This is a genomic window from Streptomyces sp. GL_141, from assembly GCF_057834385.1.
Map to the genome: position 1 here is coordinate 2,981,342 of NZ_CM174402.1, position 26,376 is coordinate 3,007,717.

The following is a 26,376-nucleotide window of genomic DNA, read 5'->3' on the forward strand; positions in this document are numbered from 1 at the left end:
TCTCTTTTCAGGCGCGCCAGGTCCACCACCGACAGCAGTCAGTGACTACGCACGCACCCTGAGCAACTCCTTCGTTCAGGATGCTCCCCTTGCCGCACAAAGTGCAACCAGAACACATGAAGTGCACGTGCACTTATCGGAATCAATCCGAGGCTCCTCAACTCAGCGGCATACTGTCCGCAGTTGCGAGCAAGAGAGGGGTGAAAGTGGTGGCCGCGATCCCCACCATGCGTCGCCGCATGCTCGGCGCCGAGCTCCGCAAGATCCGGGAGCGCCAAGCCCTCAAGGCAGAGGCCACTGCCGAGGTGATGGGCTGGCACCCGTCCAAGATCAGCCGCATCGAGAGCGGGCGCAGCGGACTGCGAACCCATGAGGTCAACGCCCTGCTCGACTTCTATGTGGTGCACGACCCGGACACCCGAGCCGCACTGGAATCCCTTGCCCGGGAAGGGAAGCGCCGGGTGTGGTGGCAGCCGTACAACGACGTGCTGACGCCCCGCTACCTCGACTACATCAGCTTCGAGGCGGAAGCGTCCGCAGCCCGCAGCTTTCAGACCGTGCTGGTGCCCGGGCTTCTGCAGACTCCGGACTATGCGCGTGCCGTCATCAGGGCCCTCAAACCCGAACGTCCCGCAGATGAGGTCAACGCCCTGGTCGATGTCCGGCTCGCCCGCCAGAACGCGGCGCTGAGCCGGGAGGAGCCTCTGGCGCTTTGGGCAATCCTCGACGAGTCGATCCTCCGGCGCGAAGTAGGGGGACACCTGACAACCGCGAAGCAGCTGATGCGGCTGGCCGAAGCCGCTGACGAACCCAATGTGACCTTGCAGGTCCTGCCGTTCGGGGCCGGGGCACACGCGGGCATGCTGGGGCCGTTCGTGATTCTCAAGTTCCCCGTACAGTCCGAACTCGACGTGGTCTACGCGGAGGGCCTCGCCAGCAGCGTCTATCTTGAACGGGATGCCGACCGCGCCGCCTACAGCGCGACATTCGACAGGTTGCGGGCCGCAGCCCTGGACGTAAATCCTTCGCGTGACGCGATCCTGCGCCGAGCGAGGGGAAACTCATGACATACACGCAGCGCCGAATGATCGACCTCAGCCAGGCCACCTGGCGAAAGAGCTCGTTCAGCGGCGACCAGGGCGATTGTCTGGAAGTGGCCGATGGCTACCCTGGGTTGATCCCACTGCGCGACAGCAAGCGGCCGCACGGACCCGTACTGCGCTTCGGCATCGGAGCATGGGGATCCTTCCTCGACACGGTCAAGGCCTGAAAGCCGGATAGGACTCATCGCTGGGGTCGTACTCCCACCTCCAGGTCACTCATTCACCGCCTGCGCGGCCTCGGCCTCAACAGCGGTCAGTTCGTCCATGGCGGGACGGAAGCCCGGATCATCCTTGCCGGTGGCGCGGTGGATGGTGGCCAGAGCGTCGTTGCGACGGGTGAGAAGATCCGGACGTCGTTCGATCTCGACCTCGCGCACCCACCGGTCGAGCCAGTGGGTGAGGTGGCCGACCTTCCCGCTGCGGATGGCGGCGGCCAGCGCCTTCTGTTGGTGCTGCTCCAGCTCCGACAGGCGGTGTGGGGCGATGCGGGCGAGGGCGACACGCACGGCGTCCGGGGGTGCGCTCGGGGCGCGGGATCAGCGCCGCGGCGTGGTCCGACGGTGTGGTCACGGTGTCCTCCAGGGGCGCCTTGGCCAGGGTACCGATGCGCCGACTGCACATTCTCGTCAGCCGCTGGGGGGTCCCGCATCCGCCCGGACGGAGCCGCCTGACTCCTCGAGGAGGGCCGTCAGGTGGCGGGCCTCCACCGGGGTGGCGCGGTAGCCGTCGCGGACGGCGGACAGGAGCTCCTGCATCGTCAGGCCGAGTGCGTCACGGAAGGCCTTGAGGGCCGCGCCCCCGGCGCCGCCCGCGCGGAGCAGGACCGTGCCCTCGGCCGCCACCACGGTCGCGCGGACCTCCTCCGGGGGCCGGCCCCACCCTTCGTCGCGGTTGCACGTCTCCGGGGCACCGAAACCGCAGGTGTCGCACTCCCACTCGGACCTCCACAGCAGCCGGCCCCGCTCGATCAGCTGCCACGCGTGGAAGACACAGCGCGAGCAGGGCTCGCAGGGCGAGATCGGCGTCCATGGCTCCGGCATGGCGACACCCTCCCCTGCCCGGCAGGGCCACCGCATCCGGTTAACGTCGGGGACACGACCCCGCACCAGCGCGTTCACCCCGGTTTGCAAGGATTTCCGTATGGCAACGACCGACCTTTCCCCGGCCCGCGGCACGCGGGTCATCGCCCATCGCGGGGCCTCCCACGAGTACCCCGAGCACACCGTCGAGGCCTACCGGCAGGCCATCGCCGACGGGGCCGACGCGCTCGAGTGCGATGTGCGGCTCACCGCCGACCGCAAGCTGGTCTGTGTGCACGACCGGCGGGTCGAGCGGACCTCCGACGGGCGCGGGGTCGTCTCCGAGATGACGTACGAGGAGCTGCGCGCCCTCGACTTCGGGGCGTGGAAGGGGTCCGGCCACGCCGGGGCCCGGGTGCTGCTGTTCGAGGACCTGCTCAAGGAGGCGCTGGCCGCGCCGTACCCCGTCGGGCTGGCCGTGGAGACCAAGCACCCGACCCGCGCGGGCGGCCGGCTGGAGACCGAGCTCGTGCGGCTGCTCGGGGAGTACGGGCTCGCCGACGGCGGAAGCGGCCGCGTCGAGGTGATGAGCTTCTCCCGGACGGCGCTGACCCGGATGCACCGCCTCGCGCCGGGGCTGCCCGCCGTGTACCTGATCGAGCACAGGATCCGGCCGGTCCGGCCCCCGTACGCCACCCACGCGGGCCCGGGCATCGATCTCGTACGGCAGGACCCGGGTCTGGTGGGCCGGCTGAAGGCGAAGGGGCTCCGGGTGCGCGTGTGGACCGTGGACGAGCCCGAGGACGTGGAGCTCTGCGTCCGCCTGGGCGTGGACACGCTCATCACCAACCGGCCCCGGGACGTGCGCAAGCTGCTGCTGGACATGTGAGCACCCCGCATGTGGCCACCCGGCCGGGGTGCGCCGGCCGGGTGTGGGGGGTCGTACGGAACGTCGGACCCACGGGGGTACGGGTCCGCGGGCGGTTATGCGAAGCGCTGGTTGGCCGAGCCGTTGCAGGGCTGGAGGCGCAGCGGCTCGTGGGCCGCGGCCACCGTCAGGCACGTGCCCGGGGCGGCGGCGGGCCGGAAGGTGGCTCCGTCGCGGACGAACTGCTGGTTGGCGCCGCCGTGGCAGTTCCAGATGATCATCGCGGTGCCGTTGCCGTAGTTGGCGCCGGGCGCGTCAAGGCAGCGGTCCTGGGTGAGTTCGATGTGGAGGGACTTCTTCGCGGAGTCGTACCACCAGCCCTGGTTGCGGCCGCCGTGGCAGTCCCAGCCGAGGACCTTGGTGTTGTTGGCGCTGGCGCCGCCGCTGGAGTCGAGGCAGTTGCCCGTCGCCTCGTTCTTCAGCGGCTTGTACAGGTCGTCCCAGGCCCCGGCCTGCAGGACGGGGGTGCCGGTGCTCGCCGGGTCGGCGCAGGAGGCCTCGCGCAGGCCGGAGGCGTAGAGCTGGGTCAGACAGGACGCGAAGGCGCCGTGGCCGCGGTAGTTGGGGTGGAAGGACTGGCGGGCGGTGTTCTCGTCCCACGGGAAGTGGTCCCCGAGGTCGAGGTAGAGGCCGCGGGCCCAGGTGTCCTCCATGCAGACCTCGTGGCCGTGGAAGAGCCGCGAGTTGTCGAGGTAGGTCGCGCCCGCGGCCAGGGCGGCCGCGCGCATGCCCTTCTCGAAGGTGGGCACCGCGTAGTTGCGGCCCCAGGAGGCGTCGGAGTCGTAGCCGGCGCAGCCTCCGGGGAGCTTGCCGGGGAAGTCGGGGTTGTCGTTGAAGTCGGGGCCGATGGGGCTGGGGTAGCCCATCACGACCAGCTTGTAGTCGGAGTCGGCGTAACCGGCATCGCGCATGACAGACTTCAGGTCGCCGATCGTCGACTGCACCTTGGGCTTCAGCCCGTCGACGCGCGCCTGCCAGCCCGGAGCGTACTTCGGTTCGCAGGTGCCCTGGCTGAGCACCCAGCGGGTGACGCAGTCGGTCATGACGGGGCCGAACTGCAGGTCGTCGTTGGCCCCGGCGACCAGCACCACCATCTTGATCCTGGTGTTGCGGGCCTTGATGGCCAGGCTGTCGCTCTGCACCAGCTCGTCGGCGTACTGCTTGCTGCCGCCGATCTTGATGTTGCCCGTGTAGCCGCCGGAGCAGGCCGCGTTGAAGGTGTAGTCGGCCGCGATGCCGGTGCGGTGGATCGCCGCGTCGGGCGAGCGGTGGCACTGGTTGGACGGGGTGTTGGTGGCGGGGTCGTAGTTGCCGACGCCCTCGCCCGAGATCTCGCTGTCGCCGAGCGAGATCAGGCCGGTCTTGCGGTCCGCGAGCGGACGGACCGCGGAGTCGCCGTAGATCTTGACGGCCTCGGCGGCCCGGATGGCCTCCAGTTCGGGCGTGAGGGCCGTGGCCACCACGGCCCCGGTCCCTGCGGACCCCGCGGTGGTCGCCGCGTGGGCCATGGGGGTGATGGCGGTGACGCCCCCGAGGGCGGCCGCCGCCGCCGCGACGGCGGCGAAGGTAGATCTGAGTCTGATCCTTGATTGTGTACGGGCACGTGCCATGAACGCCTCCCCGATCTCGGTGTTACCCCCGGTATTTACTGGCCGGTAGGCGAGTTGGGAACAGTCCGAACAAGACAATTGCTCAACTTTTTGAGGAGGCACCACAAATGACCGACGATCAGCAGCAGACCGGCGAAGGCAGCGACGCCCCTGAGGGGTTCCGCACCGAGCACGACTCCATGGGCGACGTACGCGTCCCCGCGCACGCCAAATGGCGAGCTCAGACCCAGCGCGCCGTGGAGAACTTCCCCATCTCCGGACAGCGCCTGGAGCGCGCCCACATCGAGGCACTGGCCCGGATCAAGGCCGCGGCCGCCACCGTCAACGCCCGGCTCGGCGTCATCGACGCGGACATCGCCGACGCCATCGTCTCGGCGGCCGCCGAGGTCGCCGAGGGCCGCTGGGACGAGCACTTCCCCGTCGACGTGTTTCAGACGGGTTCCGGCACCTCGTCCAACATGAACGCCAACGAGGTGATCGCCACCCTGGCCACCGAGCGCCTCGGCCGCGCCGTCCACCCCAACGACCACGTCAACGCCTCGCAGAGCTCCAACGACGTCTTCCCCTCCTCCATCCACATCGCCGCCACCGCCGCCGTCACCGGCGAGCTCGTCCCCGCCCTGGAGCACCTGGCCGGCGCGATGGAGCGCAAGTCCGCCGAGTTCTCGCAGGTGGTCAAGGCCGGCCGGACGCACCTGATGGACGCCACCCCGGTCACCCTGGGCCAGGAGTTCGGCGGGTACGCGGTACAGCTCCGCTACGGCATCGAGCGGCTGCGCGCGGCGCTGCCCCGGCTGTCCGAACTGCCGCTGGGCGGTACCGCCGTGGGCACCGGGATCAACACCCCGCCGGGGTTCTCCGCGGCCGTGATCGCCGAGGTGGCCGCGTCGACGGGGCTGCCGCTGACCGAGGCCCGGGACCACTTCGAGGCCCAGGGGGCCCGGGACGCCCTCGTGGAGACCTCCGGAATGCTCCGTACGGTCGCCGTCTCGCTGACCAAGATCTGCAACGACCTGCGCTGGATGGCCTCGGGCCCGCGCACCGGATTGGCCGAAATCAATCTCCCGGATCTCCAGCCGGGGTCCTCGATCATGCCCGGAAAGGTCAATCCGGTCGTCCCGGAGGCCGCGCTCATGGTCGCCGCCCAGGTCATGGGGAACGACGCGGCGGTCGCCGTGGCGGGCGCCGCGGGCAACTTCGAGCTCAACGTGATGCTCCCCGTGATGGCCCGCAACCTCCTGGAGTCCATCCGGCTGCTGGGCTCCGTGAGCCGCCTGCTGGCCGACCGCACCGTGGACGGAATCACCGCCAACACGGCCCGGGCCAGGGAGTACGCCGAGTCCTCGCCCTCCGTGGTGACCCCGCTGAACCGGTACATCGGCTACGAGGAGGCCGCCAAGGTCGCCAAGAAGTCCCTGGCGGAGCGCAAGACGATCCGCGAGGTCGTCCTGGAGTCCGGCTACGTGGACCGCGGCGACCTCACCCTGGAGCAGCTCGACGAAGCACTGGACGTGCTGCGCATGACCCACCCCTGACCCCGGCGCGGCCGCCCCGCACCGGGGTCCGGATCCGGTCGTTTCCCGCCCTCGGACACCTCGGTGACCTGCAGCGCGGCGATCCTCCGGACCCCCGCCCTAAGATCTGCCCATGACAGGTACCGGAGGCCGCGGGGGCGGCAGTGCGCGGAGCTCGGAGACGGGCCCGGCACGGGGCTCGGCACGGAGTGCGGAGCGGGGCGCCGCGGAGGGCGTCCGCTGGGCGCCCGGGGAGCAGATCCTCTGGCGCTACCGGGACCACGCGCCCGACGCGAAGGGCGCCGTCCACATCTGCCGGCCCGTGACCGTGGTGACCGACACCGACGAGCTGCTCGCGGTGTGGATGGCCCCGGGGACCGAGTGCGTCAAGCCGGTGCTCGCCGACGGGACCCCGGTCCACGAGGAGCCGCTCGCCACCCGGTACACCGCGCCGCGGACCACCGTACGGTCGCGCTGGTTCGGGGCGGGCGTGCTGAAGCTGGCCCGGCCCGGGGACCCCTGGTCGGTGTGGCTGTTCTGGGATCACGGCTGGGAGTTCAAGAGCTGGTACGTGAATCTGGAGGAGCCGCGGACCCGGTGGTCCGGCGGCATCGACTCCGAGGACCACTTCCTGGACATCTCCGTCTACCCGGACCGCAGCTGGAAGTGGCGGGACGAGGACGAGTTCGCACAGGCCCAGCGGTCCGGTCTGATGGACCCGGAACAGGCCCGGCGGGTGCGCGCCGCCGGCAGCGCGGCGGTGGACCTGATCCGGGCCTGGGGCCCGCCGTTCTCCGAAGGCTGGCAGGATTGGCGACCGGACCCGGCCTGGGGCGTACCGGACCTGCCGGAGGACTGGGACCGCACTCCGGCGCATATGACCTCATGAGACCCTTGATGCGCCCCCGGGGGGCAATCGTAGGATCGTCCTCCGCCGGGGCGTCGGCGTTCAAATGTCGCCAGCAGCACAGCATTTGACCTAGGCCGACGCGATAACGAGAGGTAACGAGCGGGACGCGGAAACGCGGGGTGATGGTGTCCCCGCCGCTGAGCGGGTATACCGCGACTGACCGAGTTGAGTGCAGCGCACATCGAGCGCAAACGGACGGAATGCCACGCGTGACGGAGTACCCCACCTCTCAGGAGGGCCCCCAGCCGGTTGCCTCCGGCGGTCGGACGGACGAGTCCGGCCACGGCACGGAGGAACTGGGCCACGGCAAGGCCCCGCTCCCGGCGGCCGAGGCCGTGCGCACGCATGCGCAGCCCCAGGCGGCGGACCTGCCCCGCCCCCGCGCCACCGCGGAGGCACCGTCCGCCTCCGACGGGACCGGGGGCCCCGACGAAGGCACGGACTCCGCCGCCGCGCCCGGCCAGGGCGGCGCCCGGGTCCGGGCCGGCCGTGACGAGGCCGCGGCCGCGGAGGCCGGCAGCGCGCGCACCCGCGACGGCGAAGCCGCCCGCGGGGCGGCGGCACGGCCCGGCACGTCCGGGCAGGCCGGCACGTCCGGGCAGGCCGGCACGTCCGGGCAGGCCGCCGCCTCCGGGCAGGCCGCGCCCACCGGGCTGCCCAGCGGCATCGGGGTCGACGCGACCATCGCGCGCCGGGAAGGCGACCGGCTGCGGTTCGTCGGAGCCGCCACCCGGCGGATCGCGCGCGGGATCGACCTCGACGAGATCGTGCTCGGCCTGTGCCGGGCCACCGTGCCCACCTTCTCCGACGCCATCCTCGTCTACCTGCGCGATCCGCTGCCGGTCGGCGACGAGCGGCCCGTCGGGCCGGTCGTTTTAAGGCTGCGCCGAACCGACCGGCTCCGGCCGATCGACGAGTTCACGGGAGCCGGAGCCGGTGCCGGTGCGGCTTCCGGTTCCGGTGCCGCCGGCCTCTCCGGCGCGATGACCCCCGACGGCGAGCTCGACTTCAGCCAGCTCGCCCTGGTCGGCCCGCAGGGTGACCTGCCCGCGGCCGAGCTGTGCGAGATCCGCCCCGGCGGGGCGCTGGCCGAGGTGCTGCGCGGCGTACGGCCCGTCTTCGGGTCCTCCGCCGCCGCCCGCGCCGCCCTGCCGGAGCTGCTGGGCGCCGACCACCCGGTCCCGCGCGGCCAGCGGGCCATCCTCGCCCCGCTGCGGGGCCGCCGCCGCGTCATCGGCGCGGCGGTGTTCCTGCGCACCCCCGAGCGGCCGGCCTTCGAGACGAACGACCTGCTCGTCGCCGCGCAGCTGGCCACGCACACGGCGCTGGGCATCGACAAGGCCGTGCTCTACGGCCGCGAGGCCTACATCGCCGACGAGCTCCAGCGCACGATGCTGCCCGACAGCCTCCCCCAGCCCACCGGGGTCCGGCTCGCCAGCCGCTACCTGCCCGCCGCCGAGACGGCCCGGGTCGGCGGCGACTGGTACGACGCCATACCCCTGCCCGGCAGCCGGGTCGCGCTCGTCGTCGGCGACGTCATGGGCCACTCCATGACCTCCGCCGCGATCATGGGACAGCTCCGCACGACGGCCCAGACGCTGGCGCAGCTCGACCTGCCGCCCGCCGAGGTCCTGCACCACCTGGACGAGCAGGCGCAGCGCCTGGGCTCCGACCGGATGGCCACCTGCCTCTACGCCGTCTACGACCCGGTCTCGCACCGGATCACCATCGCCAACGCCGGCCACCCGCCGCCGGTCCTGCTCCACCTCGGCGGCCGCGCCGAGGTGCTGCGCGTACCCCCCGGCGCCCCCATCGGCGTCGGCGGCGTGGACTTCGAGGCCGTGGAGCTGGACGCCCCGGCCGGGGCCACGCTCGTGCTGTACACCGACGGCCTCGTCGAGTCCCGGCTGCGCGACGTCTGGACCGGCATCGAGCAGCTCCGCGAACGCCTCGCCACCACCGCGCAGCTGACGGGCCTGGACCACCCGCCGCCGCTGGAGGCCCTGTGCGACGACATCCTGGACATGCTCGGCCCCGGTGACCGGGACGACGACATCGCCCTGCTCGCGGCCCGGTTCGACGGGATCGCGCCCAGCGACGTGGCGTACTGGTTCCTGGACCCGGAGGAGACCGCTCCGGGCCGGGCCCGCCGGTTCGCCCGCCGCGCGCTGGCCCGCTGGGGGCTGGAGGAGCTGGAGGACTCGCTGGAGCTGCTGGTCAGCGAGGTCGTCACGAATGCCGTGCGGTACGCCGAGCGGCCGGTGACCCTGCGCCTCCTGCGGACCGACGTACTGCGCTGCGAGGTCGGCGACGACTCCCCGCAGCTGCCGCGCCAGCGCCGGGCCCGGGACGACGACGAGGGCGGCCGCGGGCTGTTCCTGGTCAACCGGATGGCCCGCCGCTGGGGTGCCACCCGGCTGAGCAGCGGCAAGGTCGTCTGGTTCGAGCTCGCGCTGCCGGCCGCTCCGGGGGCCCCGGAGCGCCGCTGACCGGCCCCCTGCCACCCGGACCCGCAGGGACCCCGACGGCCTCGTACGGACCCGCGCACGGCCCCGTACGCACCACTGCCCCGCCGGCTCGAAGCCGCGGGGCAGTGGTGCGTACGGGTTTACGCGTACGGGGCTACGCGTACGGGTCCTGCGATGCCTACGGTTCGGGCACCCGGTTCGGCGGCGAAGGCTTACCCGAGGTCGACTTCGACGGCGACGGCGTCGGGGTCGGCGTGGGCGTGGGAGTCGGCGTGGGGGTCGGCGTCGACGTCCGGCTCGGCGTCCCGCTCGGTGTCCGGCCCGGCGACGGGGTGCCGCTCGGCGGCTGGCTGCTCGCGGACTGGCTCGGCGTGCCCGACGGGGAGATGCTGGCGCTCGGCGACTGGACCTTGCCCATGTCCGCCTCGTCCAGGTCGAAGGAGCCGGTCTTGCCGCCCTTGAGCGCGTCGAGGGTGTACTGCTTCCAGATCGCGGCCGGGAAGCTGGAGCCGCCCGCGCGTCCGCCGCCGGCCGTACCGGTCAGGCTGGTCTGGGTGTGGGTGCCGGGCTCGTCGCCGAACATGGCGACGACGGTGACCAGTTCCGGGGTGAAGCCGGTGAACCAGGCGGCCACGTTCTTCTCGGTGGTGCCGGTCTTGCCCGCGGCCTCGTAGGCCGAGCTCTTCACCGCCTTGCCGGAGCCGTCCTCGACGACGCCGGTGAGCACCTTGGTGACGGTGTCGGCGGTCCTGCGGCTGATGGCCGTGTCGCCGACGGCACGGACCGGCTTGAACTCGCGGTCCGCGTGCTTGGCGGACTTGATGATGCTCGGCGTGACCTTCTTGCCGTGGTTGTCGAAGGTGGCGTAGACGCCGGCCATCTCCAGGGTGTCGGCGCTCATGGTGCCGAGCGACATGGCGGGCTTGTCCTCGGGCCAGCCCTCGCGGTCCTGCATGCCCAGCTGAAGGGCGGTCTTCTTCACGTTCTTCGGCCCGACGTCCACGATCATCTGGGCGTACACGGAGTTCACCGAGGAGTTCGTGGCGGACTGCACCGTCATCATCGGGTCGCCGTAGTCGCGGTCGTCCTGGTTCTGCGGGTTGAAGGGGATGTCGCTGCCGACCACGGGGCGCTTGCTCGTGCCGTCGTAGAGGGTGTTGGGCGTGATCGGCTTGCCGTCCTGCGTGCTGGCCTTGCCCTCCATGGCGGAGGCGAGCACGATCGGCTTGAAGGTCGAGCCCGGCTGGAAGTCCTTGCGCAGGGCGTTGCTGGCCCACTGCTCGCTCTGTCCGGTGCCGCCGTACATCGCGACGATCGCGCCGGTCTTCGGGTCCACGGAGGTGGCGCCCGCCTGCACGGCGGCGTCGACGGGGCGGCCCTTGCGGTCGAGCTTGGACTCCAGCTCGTCCTGGACGGCCTTCTCCAGCGCCGCCTGCTTCTTCGGGTCGATGGAGAGGGTGATCTCCCAGCCGCCGGCCTTGAGCTGGCCGTCGGACATGCCGGTCTGGCGCTTGAGCTCCTCGTCGGCGGCCTGGATCAGGTAGCCCTTCTGGCCTTCCATGCCGCTGGGCGCCTTGGGCTTGATCGGCTCCTGGAACTTCATTTCCTTGCGCTTGGCCGGGTCCAGCTTGCCCATCTCGACCATGTTGTCGAGGACCCCGTTGAAGCGGATCATGACCAGGCTCTTGCCGTTCGGGCCGGCGGTCGCCCAGTCGTACTGACTGGGGGCCTGGAGGACGGCGGCGAGGTACGCACCCTGCTCCAGGGTCAGCTTCTCGGCGTCGACCCCGTAGTAGGCCTGGGCCGCGGCCTGGATGCCGTAGGCGTTGCGGCCGTAGAAGTTGGTGTTCAGGTAACCCGCGAGGATCTCGGGCTTCTCCATCTCCTGGTCGACCTTGAGGGAGATGATCAGCTCCTTCAGCTTGCGGGTCGCCGTCTGGTCCTGCGTCAGGTAGAAGTTCTTGACGTACTGCTGGGTGATCGTCGAACCGCCGGCCTTGCCCTTGCCGGTCACGGTGTTGAACACGCCTCGGGCGATGCCCTTGAGGTCGACGCCGCGGTCGCTGTAGAAGGACTTGTTCTCGATGGCGATGAAGGCCGTCTGCACGTCCGCCGGGATCTTGTCGATCGACACGATCTGGCGGTTCGTGGTGCCGACGCGGGCCATGACCGTGCCGTCGGAGAGCTTGTAGACGTTGTTCTGCGTCAGCGCATCGGCGTTGGGGTCCGGCGGCTCCACGTAGAAGTAGAGGCCGACCAGGGCCGCCATGCCGAGCAGTACCGCCCCGAAGAAGGTGCCGAGCACCTTCCTCCAGGTGAAGAAGCGGCGTATGCCGGTCGGCTTGCCGCCCGATGTCCCGCCCTTGCCCTTGACGCGCCCGCGCGGCGCGCGTCGCGCACCGCGCTGCTGCTGCGCCTTTCGCGCTTCTGCTCGGCCCATCGCTCCCGCTCCGCTCGATAACCCCCCGACGTCAGCTCAGAAAGCTAACACCGCAGGCTGTGACAAAAACCGGCCAACGGGCTCTCATACCGGGCAATTCGGACGTGACAATGAGCACCCGTCCCACAGGAACCGACGCAGCGGACGCCCCGGAGGTTGCCGGGCCCCGCACCGGTTTCCCGCCACCCATCCCGCCCCGATCCCACCCGGCTCCCGCTCCGTCCGAAAAAGTGATATCACTTTGCTAAGCGGCTCGACCGGCCGCCACCGAACGAAACGGGGCACATGATGACGAACACCACGGGTGGTACCGAGGCAGGCGTACGGGAGTTCCCCGCGCGGAGCGTGGGCGGCGGGCTCGCGCTGCTGCTCGGCCTGGCGGGAGTGGTGGCCGGAGCGGGCCTGATCGCGCTCGGCGCGGTGTCCGGGAGCGACGGGGCCAAGGCGGGCCTGATCGCGGCGGGCGTCCTCCTGACCATCACCGCCGTCATCGCCATGAGCGGCCTGAACACGGTCGCCCCGGGCGAGGCCCGCGTGGTCCAGCTGTTCGGCCGCTACCGCGGCACCGTCCGCACCGACGGGCTGCGCTGGGTCAACCCGCTGACCTCCCGCCGGCCCCTGTCCACCCGGGTCCGCAACCACGAGACGCCCGTCATGAAGGTCAACGACGCCTACGGCAACCCGATCGAGCTGGCGGCCGTGGTCGTGTGGCGGGTCGAGGACACCGCGCGGGCCGTCTTCGAGGTCGAGGACTTCACCGAGTTCGTCGAGACCCAGACCGAGGCGGCCGTCCGGCACATCGCGATCGAGTACCCCTACGACGCGCACGAGGACGGCGGCCTGTCGCTCCGCGGCAACGCCGAGGAGATCACCGAGAAGCTCGCCGTCGAACTGTCCGCCCGCGTCGAGGCGGCCGGCGTCCACATCATCGAGTCCCGCTTCACCCACCTCGCGTACGCCCCGGAGATCGCCTCCGCGATGCTCCAGCGCCAGCAGGCGGGTGCGATCGTCGCGGCGCGCAAGCAGATCGTCGAGGGCGCGGTCGGTATGGTCGAGCTCGCCCTGACCCGCCTCGCGGAGCAGGAGATCGTGGACCTCGACCCGGAACGGAAGGCGGCGATGGTGTCCAACCTGATGGTGGTCCTGTGCGGCGACCGCGCGGCCCAGCCGGTCATCAACACGGGCACCCTCTACCAGTGAGCCCCGACGAAGGCGCGGACCCCCGGGGCGCGGACTCCCCCGCCGCGACCCCCTCCGCCGCGGCCGGCGGCCCGGCGGCGGCCCCCAAGGCCGCGCGCCAGGCCCGCAAGCAGGTGCTGCTGCGACTCGACCCGCAGGTGCACGACGCGCTCGCGCGGTGGGCGGGGGAGGAACTGCGCAGCGCCAACGCGCAGATCGAGTTCCTGCTCCGCCGCGCCCTGGCCGACGCCGGCCGCCTTCCCGGCGGGGCGGGCCCGATCCCGCCCCGGGGCCGCCCCCGCGCCGCTCCGGATTCCTGAAACTCCCGGCCGCCCCCACGGGGCGGCCGGAGTCGTATCCCCCCACCACACCCCCCTGCCCAACGGGCACAAAACCACCCGAAGATCACCTCTGCACCCCGTGTATACATCGAGCGTATACACCGCGTGTATAGTCCTCGGCATGTCCATCAGTCATGCACTCCTCGGCCTCCTGGAGGCCGGCCCCCGGCACGGTTACGACCTCAAGCGGACCTTCGACGAGAGATTCGGCCACGACAAGCCCCTCGCCTACGGGCAGGTCTACTCGACCATGTCCCGGCTGCTGAAGAACGGTCTGGTCGAGGTCGACGGGGTGGAGAGCGGCGGCGGCCCCGAGCGCAAGCGCTACGCGATCACCGACGCCGGGATCACCGACGTCGAGGGCTGGCTCGCCCAGCCCGAGAAGCCCGAGCCGTACCTGCAGTCGACCCTCTACACGAAGGTCGTGCTCGCCCTCCTGACCGGGCGCAGCGCCCAGGAGCTGCTGGACACCCAGCGCGCCGAGCACCTGCGCCTGATGCGCATCCTCACCCAGCGCAAGCGCAAGGGGGACCTCGCCGACCAGCTGGTCTGCGACCACGCCCTGTTCCACCTCGAAGCGGACCTGCGGTGGCTCGAACTCACCGCCGCCCGTCTCGACCAGCTCGCCCAGGAGATAAGCCGATGACCCCGGCCGGCACGCTGCTCAGCGCCACGGACCTCCGCAAGTCCTACGGCACCACCCACGCCCTCGACGGCGCCGAGTTCTCCATCCACGCCGGCGAGGTCGTCGCGATCATGGGCCCGTCCGGGTCCGGCAAGTCGACCCTGCTGCACTGCCTGGCCGGGATCGTCACGCCCGACTCCGGCACCATCACCTACGCCGGACGCGAGCTCTCCGCCATGAACGACGCCGAGCGCAGCGCCCTGCGCCGCAGCGAGTTCGGCTTCGTCTTCCAGTTCGGCCAGCTCGTCCCCGAGCTCACCTGCGTCGAGAACGTCGCCCTGCCGCTCCGCCTCACCGGCGTGAAGCGCAAGCAGGCCGAGCGGACCGCCCTGGAATGGATGGAGCGGCTCCAGGTCGACGACCTCGGCCCCAAGCGCCCCGGCGAGGTCTCCGGCGGCCAGGGCCAGCGCGTGGCCGTCGCCCGCTCCCTCGTCACCAACCCGCGGCTGATCTTCGCCGACGAGCCCACCGGCGCCCTCGACTCCCTCAACGGCGAGGTGGTCATGCAGCTGCTCACCGAGGCCGCCCGGTCCACGAACGCCGCCGTCGTCCTCGTCACGCACGAGACCCGCGTGGCCGCGTACTCCGACCGCGAGATCGTCGTGCGCGACGGCAAGTCCCGCGACATGGAGCGCGCGGTATGAGTCACGGGATCCACAGCAAGCCCGGCGACCCCGGCGACCCCGGTGGGAGCGCGCTCGCCGTCTGGATGCGCGACCTCGCTCTCGGCGCCCGCTTCGCCTTCGGCGGCGGCCGCGAGGGCTGGACCCGCACCCTCCTCACCGGCGTCGGCGTCGGCCTCGGCGTCGCCCTGCTGCTCGTCACCAGCGCGCTCCCGAGCGCCATGGCGGCGCGCGACGCACGCGCCGACGCCCGCCAGACCTCCGGCGCACTCCAGATCCGGGAGGCCGGCCGCGACACCCTGCTGATCGTGGACGCGGACCAGTCGTACCGCGGTTACGGGGTCGACGGACGGCTCGTACAGCCCGAGGGGCCGGACGCCCCGCTGCCGCCCGGCCTGAAGAAGTTCCCCGGCCCCGGCGAACTGGCCGTCTCCCCCGCCCTCGACAAGCTGATGAAGACCGCCGAGGGCGAGCTGCTGCGCGACCGCCTCGACGGGAAGATCGTCGCGACCATCGGCGACGCGGGCCTGGTGGGCCCCGGCGACCTCTACTTCTACGCGGGAAGCGACAAGCTCGCCGAACTCCAGAAGACCGCGCCCAGCTCCGTCAAGCGGGTCACCGCCTTCGAGATCGCCGTCCCCGAGGAGGCGCTGGACCCCGTCCTCACCCTCCTCGTGGTGCTGACGTTCGTGGCCCTGCTGATGCCCGTCGGCGTGTTCATCGCCGCCGCGGTGCGCTTCGGCGGTGACCGGCGCGATCGCCGGCTCGCGGCGCTGCGCCTGGTGGGCGCCGACGGCCGGATGGTCCGCCGGATCGCCGCGGGCGAGGCCATGGCCGGCTCGCTGATCGGCCTGGTGCTGGGCACCGGCTTCTTCCTGGCCGCCCGGCAGCTCGCCCCGGCCATGGACCTCCACCAGCGCAGCGTCTTCGCCGCCGACCTCAACCCGACCCCCTGGCTGGCCGCGCTCGTCGCGATCGCGGTGCCCGGCGCGGCCGTCGCCGTGACCCTGTTCGCCCTGCGCGGCGTGGTCATCGAACCGCTCGGCGTGGTCCGTACGACGACCCCGCGCAGGCGCCGCATCTGGTGGCGGCTGCTGCTCCCGCTCGCCGGAATCGGCCTGCTGGCGCCGATGATGGGCCGCGGCAACGACGGCGGACAGTTCAACCAGTGGCAGGTCTCCGGCGGCGTGATCCTGCTCCTCGCCGGCATCACCGTCCTGCTCCCCTGGGTGCTGGAACGGGTCGTCGGCCGCATCGGCGGCGCGGGCCCGGTCTCCTGGCAGCTCGCCTCCCGCCGGCTCCAGCTCACCAGCGGCAGCGCCGCCCGGCTGGTCAACGGCATCGCGGTCGCGGTGGCCGGAGCCATCGCCCTGCAGATGCTCTTCGCCGGCACCGAGGCCTCGTACACCCGGGAGACCGGCCAGGACCCGACCCGGGCCTCGCTCTCCATCCTCATGCGCTCCTCCGAGGGCGTGGAGGCCGTCGGCCGGCAGCTGGCCGCGGCCGAGGGCGTCACCCAGGCCGTCGCCCTGACCTCCACCCAGGCCGCGCGCGCCCACGGCATGTCCTACGAGGACAAGTCGATCTCCCTGACGATCGGCACCTGCGCCGTCCTCAGGGAACTGGGCAACCTGCCCTCCTGCAAGGACGGAGACGTCTTCGCCCTCACCGGCGCCGCCGACTCCGGGGGCATGGACGGCGACACCGCCCGGCCGGGCGAGAAGCTGTTCGCGGGAAACGTCTACGGCAGCGAGGGCGCCCCGCCCACCGCCTGGACGGTGCCCGCCGACACGAAGACCGCACCGGCCCGCAAGGACCCGAACGGCTCGCTGCGCAGCGGCCTGCTCGTCACCCCGGCCGCGGCCCCGAAGGCGCTGGGCGACTTCCAGACCTCGCAGGTGTACGTGAAGCTGGACCCGAAGCAGCCCGACGCCCTGGAGCTGGCCCGCACGGCGGCCTTCAAGGCCGATCCGCTGGCCGTCTCCATGACCATGCAGGCCACCGAGGTCTCGACCCGGTACTCCTCCATCCGCACGGGCCTCTTCGTCGGCTCCACCTGCGTCCTGATGCTGATCGGCGCCAGCCTGCTGGTCTCCCAGCTGGAGCAGTTGCGCGAGCGCAAGAAGCTGCTGTCGGCGCTGGTCGCCTTCGGCACGAAGCGCTCCACGCTGACCATGTCGGTGTTCTGGCAGACCGCCCTGCCGATCGGCCTGGGCCTGGCCCTGGCCACGGTGGTCGGAGTCGCCCTCGGCGTGGTGCTGATGCAGATGGCCTCCGTCACCCTCCGGATCGACTGGACCTCGATCCTGTCGATGATCGCCATCGGCGGGGGCGTCTCCGTCCTGGTGACTCTGCTCAGCCTGCCGCCGCTGCTGCGCCTGATGCGCCCGGACGGGCTGCGCACGGAGTAGCCGCCGTACGCGACTCCGCCGCGCCCGCTCCTCAGTCCGTCAGCCAGACGGGGAGCGGGCGTACGGCTTCGCGCAGCGCGTCGGCGACGGCGCGGAACTCCTCCTCGCGGGCCGTGCCCGTCCGCATGGCCAGTGCGATCCGCCGCGAGGGCGCCGGTTCGGCGAAGTACCCGGTGGCCAGGTGCTCGTTGCGGGCGGTCTCCAGGCGCAGCGCGGTGCGCGGCAGCAGCGTGACGCCGAGCCCGCCGGCGACCAGTTGTACGAGGGTGGACAGCCCTGCGGCGGTCGTGGTGACGTCCGCCCCGGCCGCGCGTCCCGCGTCGTGGCAGATGTCGAGGGCCTGGTCGCGCAGGCAGTGTCCCTCGTCGAGAAGGAGCAGCCGCAGCCCGCGCAGTTCCTCGCGCGGGATGTCCTTGCGGCCGGCGAGCGGGTGATCGCGCGGCGCGAGCAGGACGAAGTCCTCGTCGAAGAGCGGCAGTTCGGTGACCCCGGGCACCCCGAGCGGTACGGCGAGCAGCAGCAGGTCGAGCCGCCCGCCGGCCAGCCCCTCCAGCAGCGAGGCCGTCTGCTCCTCGTGCACCTGGAGGTCGAGCCGGGGGTAGCGCCGGTGGAAGAGCCCGAGCACGGTCGGCAGCAGGTACGGGGCCACGGTGGGGATCACCCCGAAGCGCAGTGCCCCGGTGAAGGGTGCCCGTACCGCCTCGGCCTCCTCCAGCAGCCCGCCCATCGCGTCGAGCACGGCCCGCGCGCGGCCCGCGATCCGCTCCCCGGCGGGCGTGAGCAGCACCTTGCGCGTGGTGCGCTCCAGCAGCCGCACCCCGAGCGCCTCCTCCAGCGCGGACACGGCCCCGGAGAGCGCGGGCTGGCTCATCCCGATCGCGGCGGCCGCGTCCCGGAAGTGCAACTGCTCGGCGACGGCGGCGAAGGCCCGCAGCTGTGCGAGCGTCGGCTGTTTCGTTCCCCTGCTGCCCACGGCCATTGATAGGTTCCTCCGATCACAGCTCACTAGGGTAGCTATTTCTGCAATCAATGCTGCTGTGTCAGCATGTGAGATACGTCCAACCCCCTCGGAAAGCCCCCAAAAGGGTCACTTTCCTTTCCGCAAGGAGAGCGCGTGCTCACTGTCGGCGACCAGTTCCCCACCTACGACCTGACCGCTTGCGTCTCGCTCGACGCCGGAGCCGAGTTCGCGCAGATCGACCACAAGACCTACGAGGGCAAGTGGAAGATCATGTTCTCCTGGCCGCTCGACTTCACCTTCGTGTGCCCGACGGAGATCGCCGCCTTCGGCAAGCTGAACGACGAGTTCGCCGATCGTGACGCCCAGATCCTCGGCTTCTCGCTCGACTCCGAGTACGTCCACCACGCCTGGCGCAAGGACCACGCCGACCTGCGCGACCTGCCCTTCCCGATGATGTCCGACATCAAGCGCGAGCTCTGCGCCGACCTCGGCATCCTCGGCACGGACGGTCTCCCGATGCGCGCCGTCTTCATCGTGGACCCGAACAACGAGATCCAGTTCTCCATGGTGACCGCCGGCTCCGTCGGCCGGAACCCCAAGGAGGTCCTGCGGGTGCTCGACGCCCTGCAGACCGACGAGCTGTGCCCCTGCAACTGGAACAAGGGCGACAGCACCATCGACGCCGGCGCCCTGCTGGCCGGTGAGTGAGCGATGTCCCTCGACTCGCTCAAGTCCGCCCTGCCGGACTTCGCCAAGGACCTGAAGCTCAACCTCGGCTCGGTCATCGGCAATCAGGACACCCTGACGCAGCAGCAGCTGTGGGGCACCGTCCTGTCCTGCGCCATCGCCGCCCGCTCCCCGCGCGTCCTGCGTGAGCTGGAGCCGGAGGCCAAGGCGGCCCTGTCGCCCGAGGCGTACACCGCCGCCAAGTCGGCCGCCGCGGTCATGGCGATGAACAACGTCTTCTACCGCACCCGCCACCTGCTCTCCGACCCGGAGTACGGCAACCTGCGCGCGGGCCTGCGGATGAACGTCATCGGCAACCCCGGCGTGGAGAAGGTCGACTTCGAGCTGTGGTCGCTCGCCGTCTCCGCGATCAACGGCTGCGGCCAGTGCCTGGACTCGCACGAGCAGGTCCTGCGCAAGGCCGGCGTGGACCGCGAGACGGTCCAGGAGGCCTTCAAGATCGCCTCGGTGATCCAGGCCGTCGCCGTCACCCTCGACTCCGAGGCCGCGATCGCGGGCGAGTGACCCTCCCCCGCACGCACCGTGCGCACCGCAGGGCCCCGCGACTCCGGTCGCGGGGCCCTGCGCGCATCTGCGTGTGACGACAGGCCCTGGCTGTGCCGTCCCCCCGGGAGGTCGTGGACGGGACGCTGTCGCCCGCGATCAGCTCTGCGTCTCCTCGCGGCGTCCGACAGCGGCCGCACCGGGTATGACGAGCAGCTTGCCGGTGGTGCGCCGAGCCTCCAGATCGCTGTGGGCCTGGGCGGCCTCGGACAAGGCGTAGCGGCCCGTTACCGTGACCTCAAGCGCCTTGGAGCGCACCCACTCGAACACATCGGCGGCCCGTCGGAGCAGTTCGGACCGATCGGCGATGAAGTCCCCGAGGCTGGGCCGGATCAGGGTCAGCGAACCGCCGTGGGCGAGCCGAATCGGATCGAACGGCGGCACGGCACCACTTGCCGCGCCGAAGAGCACGAGACGGCCGCGGGTTCGCAGGCTGGCGAGGCTCGCATCGAAGGTGTGCGCGCCGACGCCGTCGAAGACGACCGGCAGTCCCTGACCGCCGTTGAGCCGCCTCACCTCGGCTGCGAGATCGTCGACCGCGGAGGAAAGGATCACCTCGGCGGCCCCGGCACGCTTCGCCAGCTCGGCCTTCGCCGTGGTCGACGTCGTGCCGATCACCCTGCCGCCGAGATGGGTGATGAGCTGGGTCAAAAGCAGCCCCATGCCACCGGCAGCCGCATGCACGAGCACCGTGTCGCCCCCCTGAACCGGGTAGGCGTCCTTGATGAGATAGTGCGCGGTCATGCCTTGGAGGAGCACGGCGGCGGCTGTCTCGAAGCCGATGTCGTCGGGCAGCGGCACCAGCCGGGAGGAGTCCACGACGGCCCGCTCGGCATACGTGCCGGGAATCTCCACCCAACCGACCCGGTCCCCGACTGCGACGTCAGCGACGCCGGGTCCGACTTCGACGACTGTGCCGGCGCCCTCGGAGCCCGGGGTGAAGGGCAGCGGGAGGCTGTACCGGCCTTCGCGGTGGTAGACGTCGAGGAAGTTGACCCCGGATGCGGCGACCTCCACGATCGCCTCGCCCGGACCCGGCCGCGGCTGGTCCACCTTGGCCTCCCGCAGCACCTCGGGACCGCCCACTTCGTACACCTGAATCGCTCGCATGGCCCTCCAATAACGGCTCGTCCCCCACCAACCCCGTTGATGGCTCGTCCCCCACCAACCCCGTTGATGGCTCGTCCCCCACCAACCCCGTTGACGGCGATGCGATTCCCGGCGAGCAGACCCGACCCGACGAGGCAACACACCTAGCGCTTCAGCTTCGCCATCAGCGTCCGCATGTCCTCGATCATCGCCGCGTCCATCGCGTTCTCGTCGATGGTGCCGGTCGTGCCGTCGTCCTTCAGCTGGAACCACTGCACGGTGAGGGTGAAGACCGCCCCTCCGTCGAGCACCATGAGCCGCGATCCGTCGTGCCCGTAGTACCGGTCGAGGACCGCCCGGTCGCCGAGCCCCGGCACGTCCCGGCGCTCGTCGATGTCCAGCCGGTTCTCCGGGTCCGTCCCGGGGCCGGTGGCGAACTCCACCTCGGGGTCGCCCTTCTTGTGCAGCTCGACCAGCAGCTGGGCCCCGTACATCATGGTCCCCTTCGCGTACGGCGTGGAGATCGTGCAGTACGACCAGTCCTGCGCGAGGAACACGCCCTCGCCGCTCTGCCGTCCCTCGAACTCCCGGCCGGCGGCCTGGCCGACCGTCTTGAGTTCGAGCTCCTTGCACAGCTCGGGAGAGTGCCGGTAGCCGAGGCGCGGAACATCGGGGAAGCGGTCCTGCACGGCCAGGGTGCCCGCCCACACCGCCGAGGCCGCCAGCACCCCGCCCAGCGCCCACAGCCACGGCGGACGCGTGCGCCGTACCCGCCCGCGTCCGGGCTCGCCCGGGAGGGCTTCCGCGGCCTCCTCCGCCCCGTTCGCCGTGTGCCAGTCCCCGTCGATCTCGGGCTCGCCGATCATCCCCGTGTCCCCCGTCGTTCCCCCGACTACCTGCGCAGCGCCTTCATCAGGCCGTGCATGTCGTCGATCATCGCAGCCTGGATGGCGTCCGAGTCGGGCTTCGGCGGATCCTCGGGAACCCCGGAGACCGGGTTGCCGTCGTCGTCCACCCCGTTCCGGCCGAATGTCCACACCGACACGTCCACGGTGAACACCGCGCCCCCGTCGAGGACGGTCAGCCGCCACGACTGCCCGTACTCCAGCTCCCAGATCAGCGCCCGCTCCCCGAGCCCCGGCACCGAGTGCGGATCCGGGCGGCTCGTGCCGATCCAGGGCGCGGGCGCGGGATCCGCGCCGAACTCCGCTTCGGGGTCGGTCCGTTTGTGCAGGCTCATCGAGGCCCGCACCTCGTACGTGAGCCCGACGCCGGGTGGCCCCGAGGGCTCCACCGGAGTACTCAGCTGGCAGTACGCCTGATCCACCCCCGGATGCTCGGACAGGCTCGCGGCGGACCGCCACTGGATCACCTCGCCCAGCCGGGCCAGCGCGGGCAGCTTCGCCTCGTCGCACAGGCTCAAGGGCAGCCCGTACCGCAGCGGCGGCCGGTCGGCCTGCGGGGTCGCCGCCCACCATGCGCCCGCCCACAGCACGGAGGCCGTCAGGGCTCCGCCGAGCGCCCACCGCCAGGGGCGGCGGCCGGGCCACCGGGACCCGGCCGGTATCCGGGGCTCCTGGAGCCCCTCGGGCCCCTCCGGCTCCTCCGGCCGTGGCAGGCCGGACGAGCCGCCGTCGAACTCAGGCTCGGTTATCACCCGTACGTGTCTCCTCCGCCTCGGCTGCCGTCTGGCCCAGGGCCGTCGCCCCGTGCGGCCCGGGGCCGACCGGGGAGAGCCCGTGGTGGAGCTGTTCACGGGAGTAGGCCCGCAGGTATCCGACCACGGTGTTGGTGACGGCGACCAGCGGAACGGCGACCACCGCTCCGCCGATGCCGGCGACCAGGCCGCCGGCCGCCACCGAGAGCACCACCGCGAGCGGGTGGACCCGTACCGCCCGGCCCAGGATGAAGGGCTGGAGCACGTGGCCCTCGATCTGCTGCACGGCCAGCACCACCAGCAGCACCATCAGCGCGGTGAACGGCCCCTGGGTCACCAGGGCCACGACCACGGCGAGGGCGCCGCTTATCACCGCACCGACGAGCGGGATGAAGGCGAACAGGAAGATGAAGACGGCGAGCGGCACGGCCATCGTCACGTCGAGGAAGTACAGCCCGAGGCCGATGAACACGGCGTCGATGAGGGCCACGAGGACCGTGCCGCGCACGTACGCGGTCAGGGTGCGCCAGGCGCGCGGACCGGCGCCTGCGACGCCGGGGCGGGCGGCGGCCGGGAGCAGGCCCGTGGTCCAGGTCCAGATGCGCTTGCCGTCGTAGAGCAGGAAGAGCGTGGAGAACATCGCGAGCAGCATGCCCGTCAGCACTTCGACGAGGACGGTGACGCCTTGCAGGCCGGCGGAGGTGATCTGCTCGGTGTTGGTGCCGATGGTCTCGCTGAGGTTCTTGGCGATCTCGTTGATCTGCTTCTCGGTCACGTGGAACGGACTGTCCAGCGCGGCGAGTTTGAAGTCGTTGATGCCTTCCCGCAGCCGGGCGGACAGATCGTCGAGGTTGTCCATGACCTGCCAGACCACGAACCAGCCGACCAGCCCGATGACCACGAACCCGAGGATCGCGGTGACCGCCGTGGCGAGTCCCCGGGGCATCCCGAGCCGGCGCAGCCGGACCACGAAGGGCTGGAGCAGCGCGGTGACCAGGAGGGCGGCCGCGAAGGCCAGGACGACGAGGCGGACTTCGCTGATGACCCGCATCAGGACCCAGAGCATCCCGGCGAGCAGCAGCAGCCGCCAGCTCGCCTCGGCGGCGACGCGCACGCCCCACGGGATGACGGACACCGGGTCGGGGCGCAGCGGGGTGGCGTAGCCGGCGTGTTCGGCGCCCGGGGCCACGGTGGGAGGGGCGGGCGGGGCGGCGGGTGCCGGGGAGGGCGCCGGGGACGCGGCGGCGTGCCCGGGGGCCGGCAGGTCGCCGGAGGTCTCGGCCTCCACCTCGGCGCGCCGCTCCGCGAGCCGGGCCTCCACGTCGCTCAGGCTCTTGCCGAGCCGGCCGAGCCAGCCTGTCTTCGCCATGTCGTTCCCTTCCCCCCGCTCTGGACCGCGCGCCGGGGCACGCCTCGAAAGACCGTACACGCGAGGAGCCCCGCACCGTAGGACGGTGCGGGGCTCCTCGGGGTTGAGGCGCGCGGGCGCGCTCTCGTCCCGGTGTCGGGCCGGGCCTAGTACCAGTTGTTCGCCTGGTGGAAGTTCCAGGCTCCGCACGGGCTGCCGTAGCGGGAGTTCATGTAGTTCAGACCCCACTCGATCTGCGTGGCGGGGTTGGTGCGCCAGTCGGCACCGGCCGAGGCCATCTTCGAACCGGGCAGGGCCTGGACGAGGCCGTAGGCGCCCGAGGACTTGTTCACGGCCAGGTAGTTCCAGGTGGATTCCTGGTTGATGATCTTGGAGAAGCACTGGAACTGCCCCGCCGGGACCATCTGCTGGGCGATCGCCTTGACCTGGGCGACCGTGTAGGAGGCCTGGGGGGCGAAGGACGAGCCGTCCCGGGAGGTGGAACGGCTGGCGGCCTGCTCCTTCTCCTCGCGCTCCTGCTTCGCCTTGTCGTCGGCGGCCTTCTGCGCGTCGGCCTTCTTCGACTTGGCGTCCTGGGCGGCCTGGATGCGGGCCGCCTCCTCCGCCGAGCGCTTGGCGTCGACGTCGGCGGCGTGCGCGATGGAGTCGGCCTGCTGCGTCAGGGACGCGTTCTGAACCTGCGCCGCCTCGCCGACCGGGATGTCAGTGAGGAGAGTCATCCCGGACGCGGTCGTCTCGAGATCGTTCGAGGCGGGGTCGCCAGTGGCAACACCCACGACGGCGCCGACGGTGGTGACGGCGGTGGCCGAAGCCACCGCGAATCCCCGAACCGAGATCCGGCTCACACGGTTTCCTTCCAGCAGCGTCCGCAGTGACTGCGCGGGCGCAATAGTGCCCTTGACGCTGGCCTCCATGATGATGCGGTCACTGGAGGCGCGGGCCCGTGGGCAACTCCCTTGCGGGAGTGCCGCGTGATGCTCCGGGCGGCATACGGCGATCGATTGTGGAGTTAGCGGTACTGCGCGCATCTCACGGGAGATACAGGTGTGCCGTATGCGGGGCCTGACGGAAAACAGACTCTGCCGGACCTCGACGCCAGAGGGCAATTCTCCGTTGCGTGGGAAAGGTCACACCTGGCATGTCGCCATCGCTTCCGGCAAACCCCTGTGCATGAGGACGCCGCCCGGCTAGGCTCTCTGGCCTTTGCCGGGCGGCGCCAACTCACCTTCCCGCTATGCGCGTTTTACCTGTTTTGCGGCCCGTCCGGACCGTCGGCCGGGCCCTACAGGTTCTCCAGCATCTCGGTGACCAGCGCGGCGATCGGGGAGCGCTCGGAACGGGTCAGCGTGATGTGCGCGAAGAGCGGATGCCCCTTCAGCTTCTCGACCACGGCGACGACTCCGTCGTACCGGCCGACCCGCAGGTTGTCCCGCTGGGCCACGTCGTGGGTGAGAACCACCCGCGAATTGGCCCCGATACGGGACAGAACGGTCAGCAGGACATTGCGTTCCAGCGACTGCGCCTCGTCCACGATCACGAACGCGTCGTGCAGCGAGCGGCCGCGGATGTGCGTGAGCGGCAGGACCTCCAGCATCCCGCGGTTCAGCACCTCCTCGATGACCGCGCGCCCGGCGACCGCCGAGAGGGTGTCGAACACCGCCTGGGCCCAGGGGCTCATCTTCTCGTTGGCGTCCCCGGGGAGGTAGCCGAGGTCCTGGCCGCCGACCGCGTACAGAGGCCGGAAGACCATCACCTTCTGATGCTGCCTCCGCTCCAGTACGGCCTCCAGCCCCGCACACAGCGCCAGGGCCGACTTTCCGGTGCCGGCCCGGCCGCCCATCGAGATGATCCCGATCTCGGGGTCGAGCAGGAGGTCGAGCGCGATCCGCTGCTCGGCGCTGCGGCCGTGCAGCCCGAAGGCCTCGCGGTCGCCCCGTACGAGCTTCACGTTGCCGTCGGCCGTGACCCGGCCGAGTGCCTTGCCGCGCTCCGACTGGAGGACCAGACCGGTGTGCACGGGAAGTTCCGCGGCCTCCGGTACGTAGAGCCGCTCCTCGGAGAAGAGCAGGTCCACCTGTTCCCCGGAGAGTGCCAGCTCGGTCATGCCGGTCCAGCCGGCATCGGTGATCGCGAGCTCGGCGCGGTACTCCTCGGCGATCAGCCCCACGGAGGAGGCCTTGATGCGCAGTGGGAGATCCTTCGAGACGACCGTGACGTCGTAGCCCTCGGCCTGGAGGTTGCGCGCGACCGCGAGGATCCGCGAATCGTTGTCCCCCAGCCGGAAGCCCGCGGGCAGGACGCTCTGGTCGGAGTGGTTGAGCTCGACGCGCAGGGTGCCGCCCAGATCGCCCAGCGGGATGGGTGCGTCGAGGCGTCCGTAGCGAACCCGGAAGTCGTCGAGCAGGCGGAGGGCCTGACGGGCGAAGTAGCCGAGTTCGGGATGGTGCCTCTTTGCCTCCAGCTCGGTGATCACCACGATCGGGAGCACGACCTCGTGCTCGTCGAATCGGGAGATCGCGTTGGGGTCTGCCAGCAGGACGCTGGTGTCGAGGACGTAGGTCCGCCTGTCGGGCAGGCGGCTCTTTGTGCTGGTCACCACGGAAGGACGTACCCCCTCGGAAGAGGTCGGGCCATGAAGACCGGACCGGTCATCGGCACCCCTGCGCGGGCCGACTTCCGGCCCTCCACTCCGTCCGTGCGAACCGCACGTGCGTCCTGGTGCAAAGGGCCTCCCGGGCGGACGACCCCATGCCGTCCGCTGAGACTCGACACCCGTGGA

General features: G+C 71.3%; 24 protein-coding genes. 13 read left to right on the forward strand and 11 right to left on the reverse strand.

All coding sequences use genetic code 11. The features are described 5' to 3' along the window. The first annotated feature begins 206 nt into the window (after positions 1 to 206). Together AC3IX6_RS12595 and AC3IX6_RS12600 are read left to right on the forward strand one after the other, a co-directional pair. Complete coding sequence (locus tag AC3IX6_RS12595) at positions 207 to 1,067, forward strand: helix-turn-helix domain-containing protein (protein ID WP_489370200.1); 861 nt, start codon at positions 207 to 209, stop codon at positions 1,065 to 1,067. Beyond that, positions 1,064 to 1,270: a DUF397 domain-containing protein gene (locus tag AC3IX6_RS12600; RefSeq protein WP_489370201.1), complete on the forward strand. Its 207-nt coding sequence runs from the start codon at positions 1,064 to 1,066 to the stop codon at positions 1,268 to 1,270. The genes AC3IX6_RS12595 and AC3IX6_RS12600 overlap by 4 nt, the downstream gene beginning before the upstream one ends. A gap of 45 nt (positions 1,271 to 1,315) precedes the next feature. Here AC3IX6_RS12600 and AC3IX6_RS12605 read toward each other — a convergent pair whose 3' ends face one another. Next, positions 1,316 to 1,609 carry a hypothetical protein gene (locus tag AC3IX6_RS12605; protein ID WP_489370202.1) on the reverse strand — a complete coding sequence of 98 codons (294 nt, stop codon included), beginning with the start codon at positions 1,607 to 1,609 and terminating at the stop codon, positions 1,316 to 1,318. Between the two features lie 120 nt (positions 1,610 to 1,729). Then, positions 1,730 to 2,143, reverse strand: a complete 414-nt coding sequence (locus tag AC3IX6_RS12610) for a hypothetical protein (RefSeq protein ID WP_489370203.1) — start codon at positions 2,141 to 2,143, stop codon at positions 1,730 to 1,732. A 100-nt stretch (positions 2,144 to 2,243) separates the two neighbouring features. Between AC3IX6_RS12610 and AC3IX6_RS12615 the strand changes: the two genes are divergently transcribed. After that, positions 2,244 to 3,011, forward strand: a complete 768-nt coding sequence (locus AC3IX6_RS12615; RefSeq protein ID WP_489370204.1) for a glycerophosphodiester phosphodiesterase — start codon at positions 2,244 to 2,246, stop codon at positions 3,009 to 3,011. A 95-nt stretch (positions 3,012 to 3,106) separates the two neighbouring features. On the opposite strand, the gene AC3IX6_RS12620 is transcribed toward AC3IX6_RS12615, so the two are convergent. Then, complete coding sequence (locus AC3IX6_RS12620; RefSeq protein ID WP_489370205.1) at positions 3,107 to 4,660, reverse strand: ricin-type beta-trefoil lectin domain protein; 1,554 nt, start codon at positions 4,658 to 4,660, stop codon at positions 3,107 to 3,109. 107 nt (positions 4,661 to 4,767) lie between these two features. Here AC3IX6_RS12620 and AC3IX6_RS12625 point away from each other — a divergent pair, with 107 nt between their 5' ends. The 3 genes from AC3IX6_RS12625 to AC3IX6_RS12635 all read left to right on the forward strand — a co-directional run bounded on the left by AC3IX6_RS12625 (position 4,768) and on the right by AC3IX6_RS12635 (position 9,573). Further along, positions 4,768 to 6,195, forward strand: coding sequence for a class II fumarate hydratase (locus tag AC3IX6_RS12625; RefSeq protein WP_489370206.1), 1,428 nt, complete (start codon positions 4,768 to 4,770; stop codon positions 6,193 to 6,195). A 112-nt stretch (positions 6,196 to 6,307) separates the two neighbouring features. Then, complete coding sequence (gene fomD, locus AC3IX6_RS12630) at positions 6,308 to 7,063, forward strand: cytidylyl-2-hydroxypropylphosphonate hydrolase (protein ID WP_489370207.1); 756 nt, start codon at positions 6,308 to 6,310, stop codon at positions 7,061 to 7,063. A 230-nt stretch (positions 7,064 to 7,293) separates the two neighbouring features. Beyond that, the gene (locus AC3IX6_RS12635) at positions 7,294 to 9,573 is read left to right on the forward strand and encodes a SpoIIE family protein phosphatase (protein ID WP_489370208.1); all 2,280 of its coding nucleotides are present in this window, start codon (positions 7,294 to 7,296) and stop codon (positions 9,571 to 9,573) included. Positions 9,574 to 9,730: 157 nt separating this feature from the next. On the opposite strand, the gene AC3IX6_RS12640 is transcribed toward AC3IX6_RS12635, so the two are convergent. Beyond that, a complete protein-coding gene (locus AC3IX6_RS12640; RefSeq protein WP_489370209.1) occupies positions 9,731 to 11,992 on the reverse strand; it encodes a transglycosylase domain-containing protein in 2,262 nt (753 codons plus the stop codon). 285 nt (positions 11,993 to 12,277) lie between these two features. Between AC3IX6_RS12640 and AC3IX6_RS12645 the strand changes: the two genes are divergently transcribed. From AC3IX6_RS12645 to AC3IX6_RS12665, 5 genes are all read left to right on the forward strand, one after another. Continuing rightward, on the forward strand, positions 12,278 to 13,192 hold the full coding sequence (locus AC3IX6_RS12645; protein ID WP_489370210.1) for an SPFH domain-containing protein: 915 nt from the start codon (positions 12,278 to 12,280) through the stop codon (positions 13,190 to 13,192). Beyond that, a complete protein-coding gene (locus tag AC3IX6_RS12650) occupies positions 13,189 to 13,491 on the forward strand; it encodes a type II toxin-antitoxin system antitoxin (protein WP_489370211.1) in 303 nt (100 codons plus the stop codon). Before AC3IX6_RS12645 ends, AC3IX6_RS12650 begins: the two co-directional genes overlap by 4 nt. Before the next feature lie 142 nt (positions 13,492 to 13,633). Continuing rightward, positions 13,634 to 14,158, forward strand: a complete 525-nt coding sequence (locus AC3IX6_RS12655; protein ID WP_489370212.1) for a PadR family transcriptional regulator — start codon at positions 13,634 to 13,636, stop codon at positions 14,156 to 14,158. Then, entirely contained in the window at positions 14,155 to 14,841 is a 687-nt protein-coding gene (locus AC3IX6_RS12660; RefSeq protein ID WP_489370213.1) for an ABC transporter ATP-binding protein, read from the forward strand. The genes AC3IX6_RS12655 and AC3IX6_RS12660 overlap by 4 nt, the downstream gene beginning before the upstream one ends. Further along, positions 14,838 to 17,231, forward strand: coding sequence for an FtsX-like permease family protein (locus AC3IX6_RS12665; RefSeq protein ID WP_489370214.1), 2,394 nt, complete (start codon positions 14,838 to 14,840; stop codon positions 17,229 to 17,231). Before AC3IX6_RS12660 ends, AC3IX6_RS12665 begins: the two co-directional genes overlap by 4 nt. Positions 17,232 to 17,262: 31 nt before the next feature. Here the strand turns inward: AC3IX6_RS12665 and AC3IX6_RS12670 are convergent, their stop codons facing one another. Then, a complete protein-coding gene (locus AC3IX6_RS12670) occupies positions 17,263 to 18,210 on the reverse strand; it encodes a hydrogen peroxide-inducible genes activator (protein WP_489370215.1) in 948 nt (315 codons plus the stop codon). 135 nt (positions 18,211 to 18,345) lie between these two features. Between AC3IX6_RS12670 and AC3IX6_RS12675 the strand changes: the two genes are divergently transcribed. Both AC3IX6_RS12675 and AC3IX6_RS12680 read left to right on the forward strand, forming a co-directional pair. Then, entirely contained in the window at positions 18,346 to 18,900 is a 555-nt protein-coding gene (locus tag AC3IX6_RS12675; RefSeq protein ID WP_489370216.1) for a peroxiredoxin, read from the forward strand. 3 nt (positions 18,901 to 18,903) lie between these two features. After that, the gene (locus tag AC3IX6_RS12680; protein ID WP_489370217.1) at positions 18,904 to 19,443 is read left to right on the forward strand and encodes an alkyl hydroperoxide reductase; all 540 of its coding nucleotides are present in this window, start codon (positions 18,904 to 18,906) and stop codon (positions 19,441 to 19,443) included. Positions 19,444 to 19,581: 138 nt separating this feature from the next. On the opposite strand, the gene AC3IX6_RS12685 is transcribed toward AC3IX6_RS12680, so the two are convergent. From AC3IX6_RS12685 to phoH2, 6 genes are all read right to left on the reverse strand, one after another. Next, positions 19,582 to 20,592: a quinone oxidoreductase family protein gene (locus AC3IX6_RS12685; protein ID WP_489370218.1), complete on the reverse strand. Its 1,011-nt coding sequence runs from the start codon at positions 20,590 to 20,592 to the stop codon at positions 19,582 to 19,584. A 143-nt stretch (positions 20,593 to 20,735) separates the two neighbouring features. After that, complete coding sequence (locus AC3IX6_RS12690; protein ID WP_489370219.1) at positions 20,736 to 21,437, reverse strand: hypothetical protein; 702 nt, start codon at positions 21,435 to 21,437, stop codon at positions 20,736 to 20,738. 26 nt (positions 21,438 to 21,463) lie between these two features. Continuing rightward, positions 21,464 to 22,228, reverse strand: coding sequence for a hypothetical protein (locus AC3IX6_RS12695; RefSeq protein WP_489370220.1), 765 nt, complete (start codon positions 22,226 to 22,228; stop codon positions 21,464 to 21,466). Further along, a complete protein-coding gene (locus AC3IX6_RS12700) occupies positions 22,212 to 23,597 on the reverse strand; it encodes an AI-2E family transporter (protein ID WP_489370221.1) in 1,386 nt (461 codons plus the stop codon). The genes AC3IX6_RS12695 and AC3IX6_RS12700 overlap by 17 nt, the downstream gene beginning before the upstream one ends. A 146-nt stretch (positions 23,598 to 23,743) precedes the next feature. Continuing rightward, complete coding sequence (locus tag AC3IX6_RS12705; protein ID WP_489370222.1) at positions 23,744 to 24,442, reverse strand: aggregation-promoting factor C-terminal-like domain-containing protein; 699 nt, start codon at positions 24,440 to 24,442, stop codon at positions 23,744 to 23,746. A gap of 437 nt (positions 24,443 to 24,879) precedes the next feature. Then, the gene (gene phoH2, locus AC3IX6_RS12710; RefSeq protein ID WP_250742793.1) at positions 24,880 to 26,196 is read right to left on the reverse strand and encodes an RNA 5'-3' helicase PhoH2; all 1,317 of its coding nucleotides are present in this window, start codon (positions 26,194 to 26,196) and stop codon (positions 24,880 to 24,882) included. Between the last annotated feature and the right edge of the window lie 180 nt (positions 26,197 to 26,376).

Excerpts from the sequence above, each read along its gene's own strand:
- fomD (WP_489370207.1), top strand. The coding sequence starts at position 6,308 with ATGACAGGTACCGGAGGCCGCGGGGGCGGCAGTGCGCGGAGCTCGGAG.
- AC3IX6_RS12620 (WP_489370205.1), bottom strand. The coding sequence starts at position 4,660 with ATGGCACGTGCCCGTACACAATCAAGGATCAGACTCAGATCTACCTTC.
- AC3IX6_RS12685 (WP_489370218.1), bottom strand. The coding sequence starts at position 20,592 with ATGCGAGCGATTCAGGTGTACGAAGTGGGCGGTCCCGAGGTGCTGCGG.
- AC3IX6_RS12640 (WP_489370209.1), bottom strand. The coding sequence starts at position 11,992 with ATGGGCCGAGCAGAAGCGCGAAAGGCGCAGCAGCAGCGCGGTGCGCGA.
- AC3IX6_RS12660 (WP_489370213.1), top strand. The coding sequence starts at position 14,155 with ATGACCCCGGCCGGCACGCTGCTCAGCGCCACGGACCTCCGCAAGTCC.
- AC3IX6_RS12670 (WP_489370215.1), bottom strand. The coding sequence starts at position 18,210 with ATGGCCGTGGGCAGCAGGGGAACGAAACAGCCGACGCTCGCACAGCTG.
- AC3IX6_RS12665 (WP_489370214.1), top strand. The coding sequence starts at position 14,838 with ATGAGTCACGGGATCCACAGCAAGCCCGGCGACCCCGGCGACCCCGGT.
- AC3IX6_RS12690 (WP_489370219.1), bottom strand. The coding sequence starts at position 21,437 with ATGATCGGCGAGCCCGAGATCGACGGGGACTGGCACACGGCGAACGGG.
- AC3IX6_RS12610 (WP_489370203.1), bottom strand. The coding sequence starts at position 2,143 with ATGCCGGAGCCATGGACGCCGATCTCGCCCTGCGAGCCCTGCTCGCGC.
- AC3IX6_RS12680 (WP_489370217.1), top strand. The coding sequence starts at position 18,904 with ATGTCCCTCGACTCGCTCAAGTCCGCCCTGCCGGACTTCGCCAAGGAC.
- AC3IX6_RS12600 (WP_489370201.1), top strand. The coding sequence starts at position 1,064 with ATGACATACACGCAGCGCCGAATGATCGACCTCAGCCAGGCCACCTGG.
- AC3IX6_RS12615 (WP_489370204.1), top strand. The coding sequence starts at position 2,244 with ATGGCAACGACCGACCTTTCCCCGGCCCGCGGCACGCGGGTCATCGCC.
- AC3IX6_RS12700 (WP_489370221.1), bottom strand. The coding sequence starts at position 23,597 with ATGGCGAAGACAGGCTGGCTCGGCCGGCTCGGCAAGAGCCTGAGCGAC.
- AC3IX6_RS12645 (WP_489370210.1), top strand. The coding sequence starts at position 12,278 with ATGATGACGAACACCACGGGTGGTACCGAGGCAGGCGTACGGGAGTTC.
- AC3IX6_RS12655 (WP_489370212.1), top strand. The coding sequence starts at position 13,634 with ATGTCCATCAGTCATGCACTCCTCGGCCTCCTGGAGGCCGGCCCCCGG.
- AC3IX6_RS12625 (WP_489370206.1), top strand. The coding sequence starts at position 4,768 with ATGACCGACGATCAGCAGCAGACCGGCGAAGGCAGCGACGCCCCTGAG.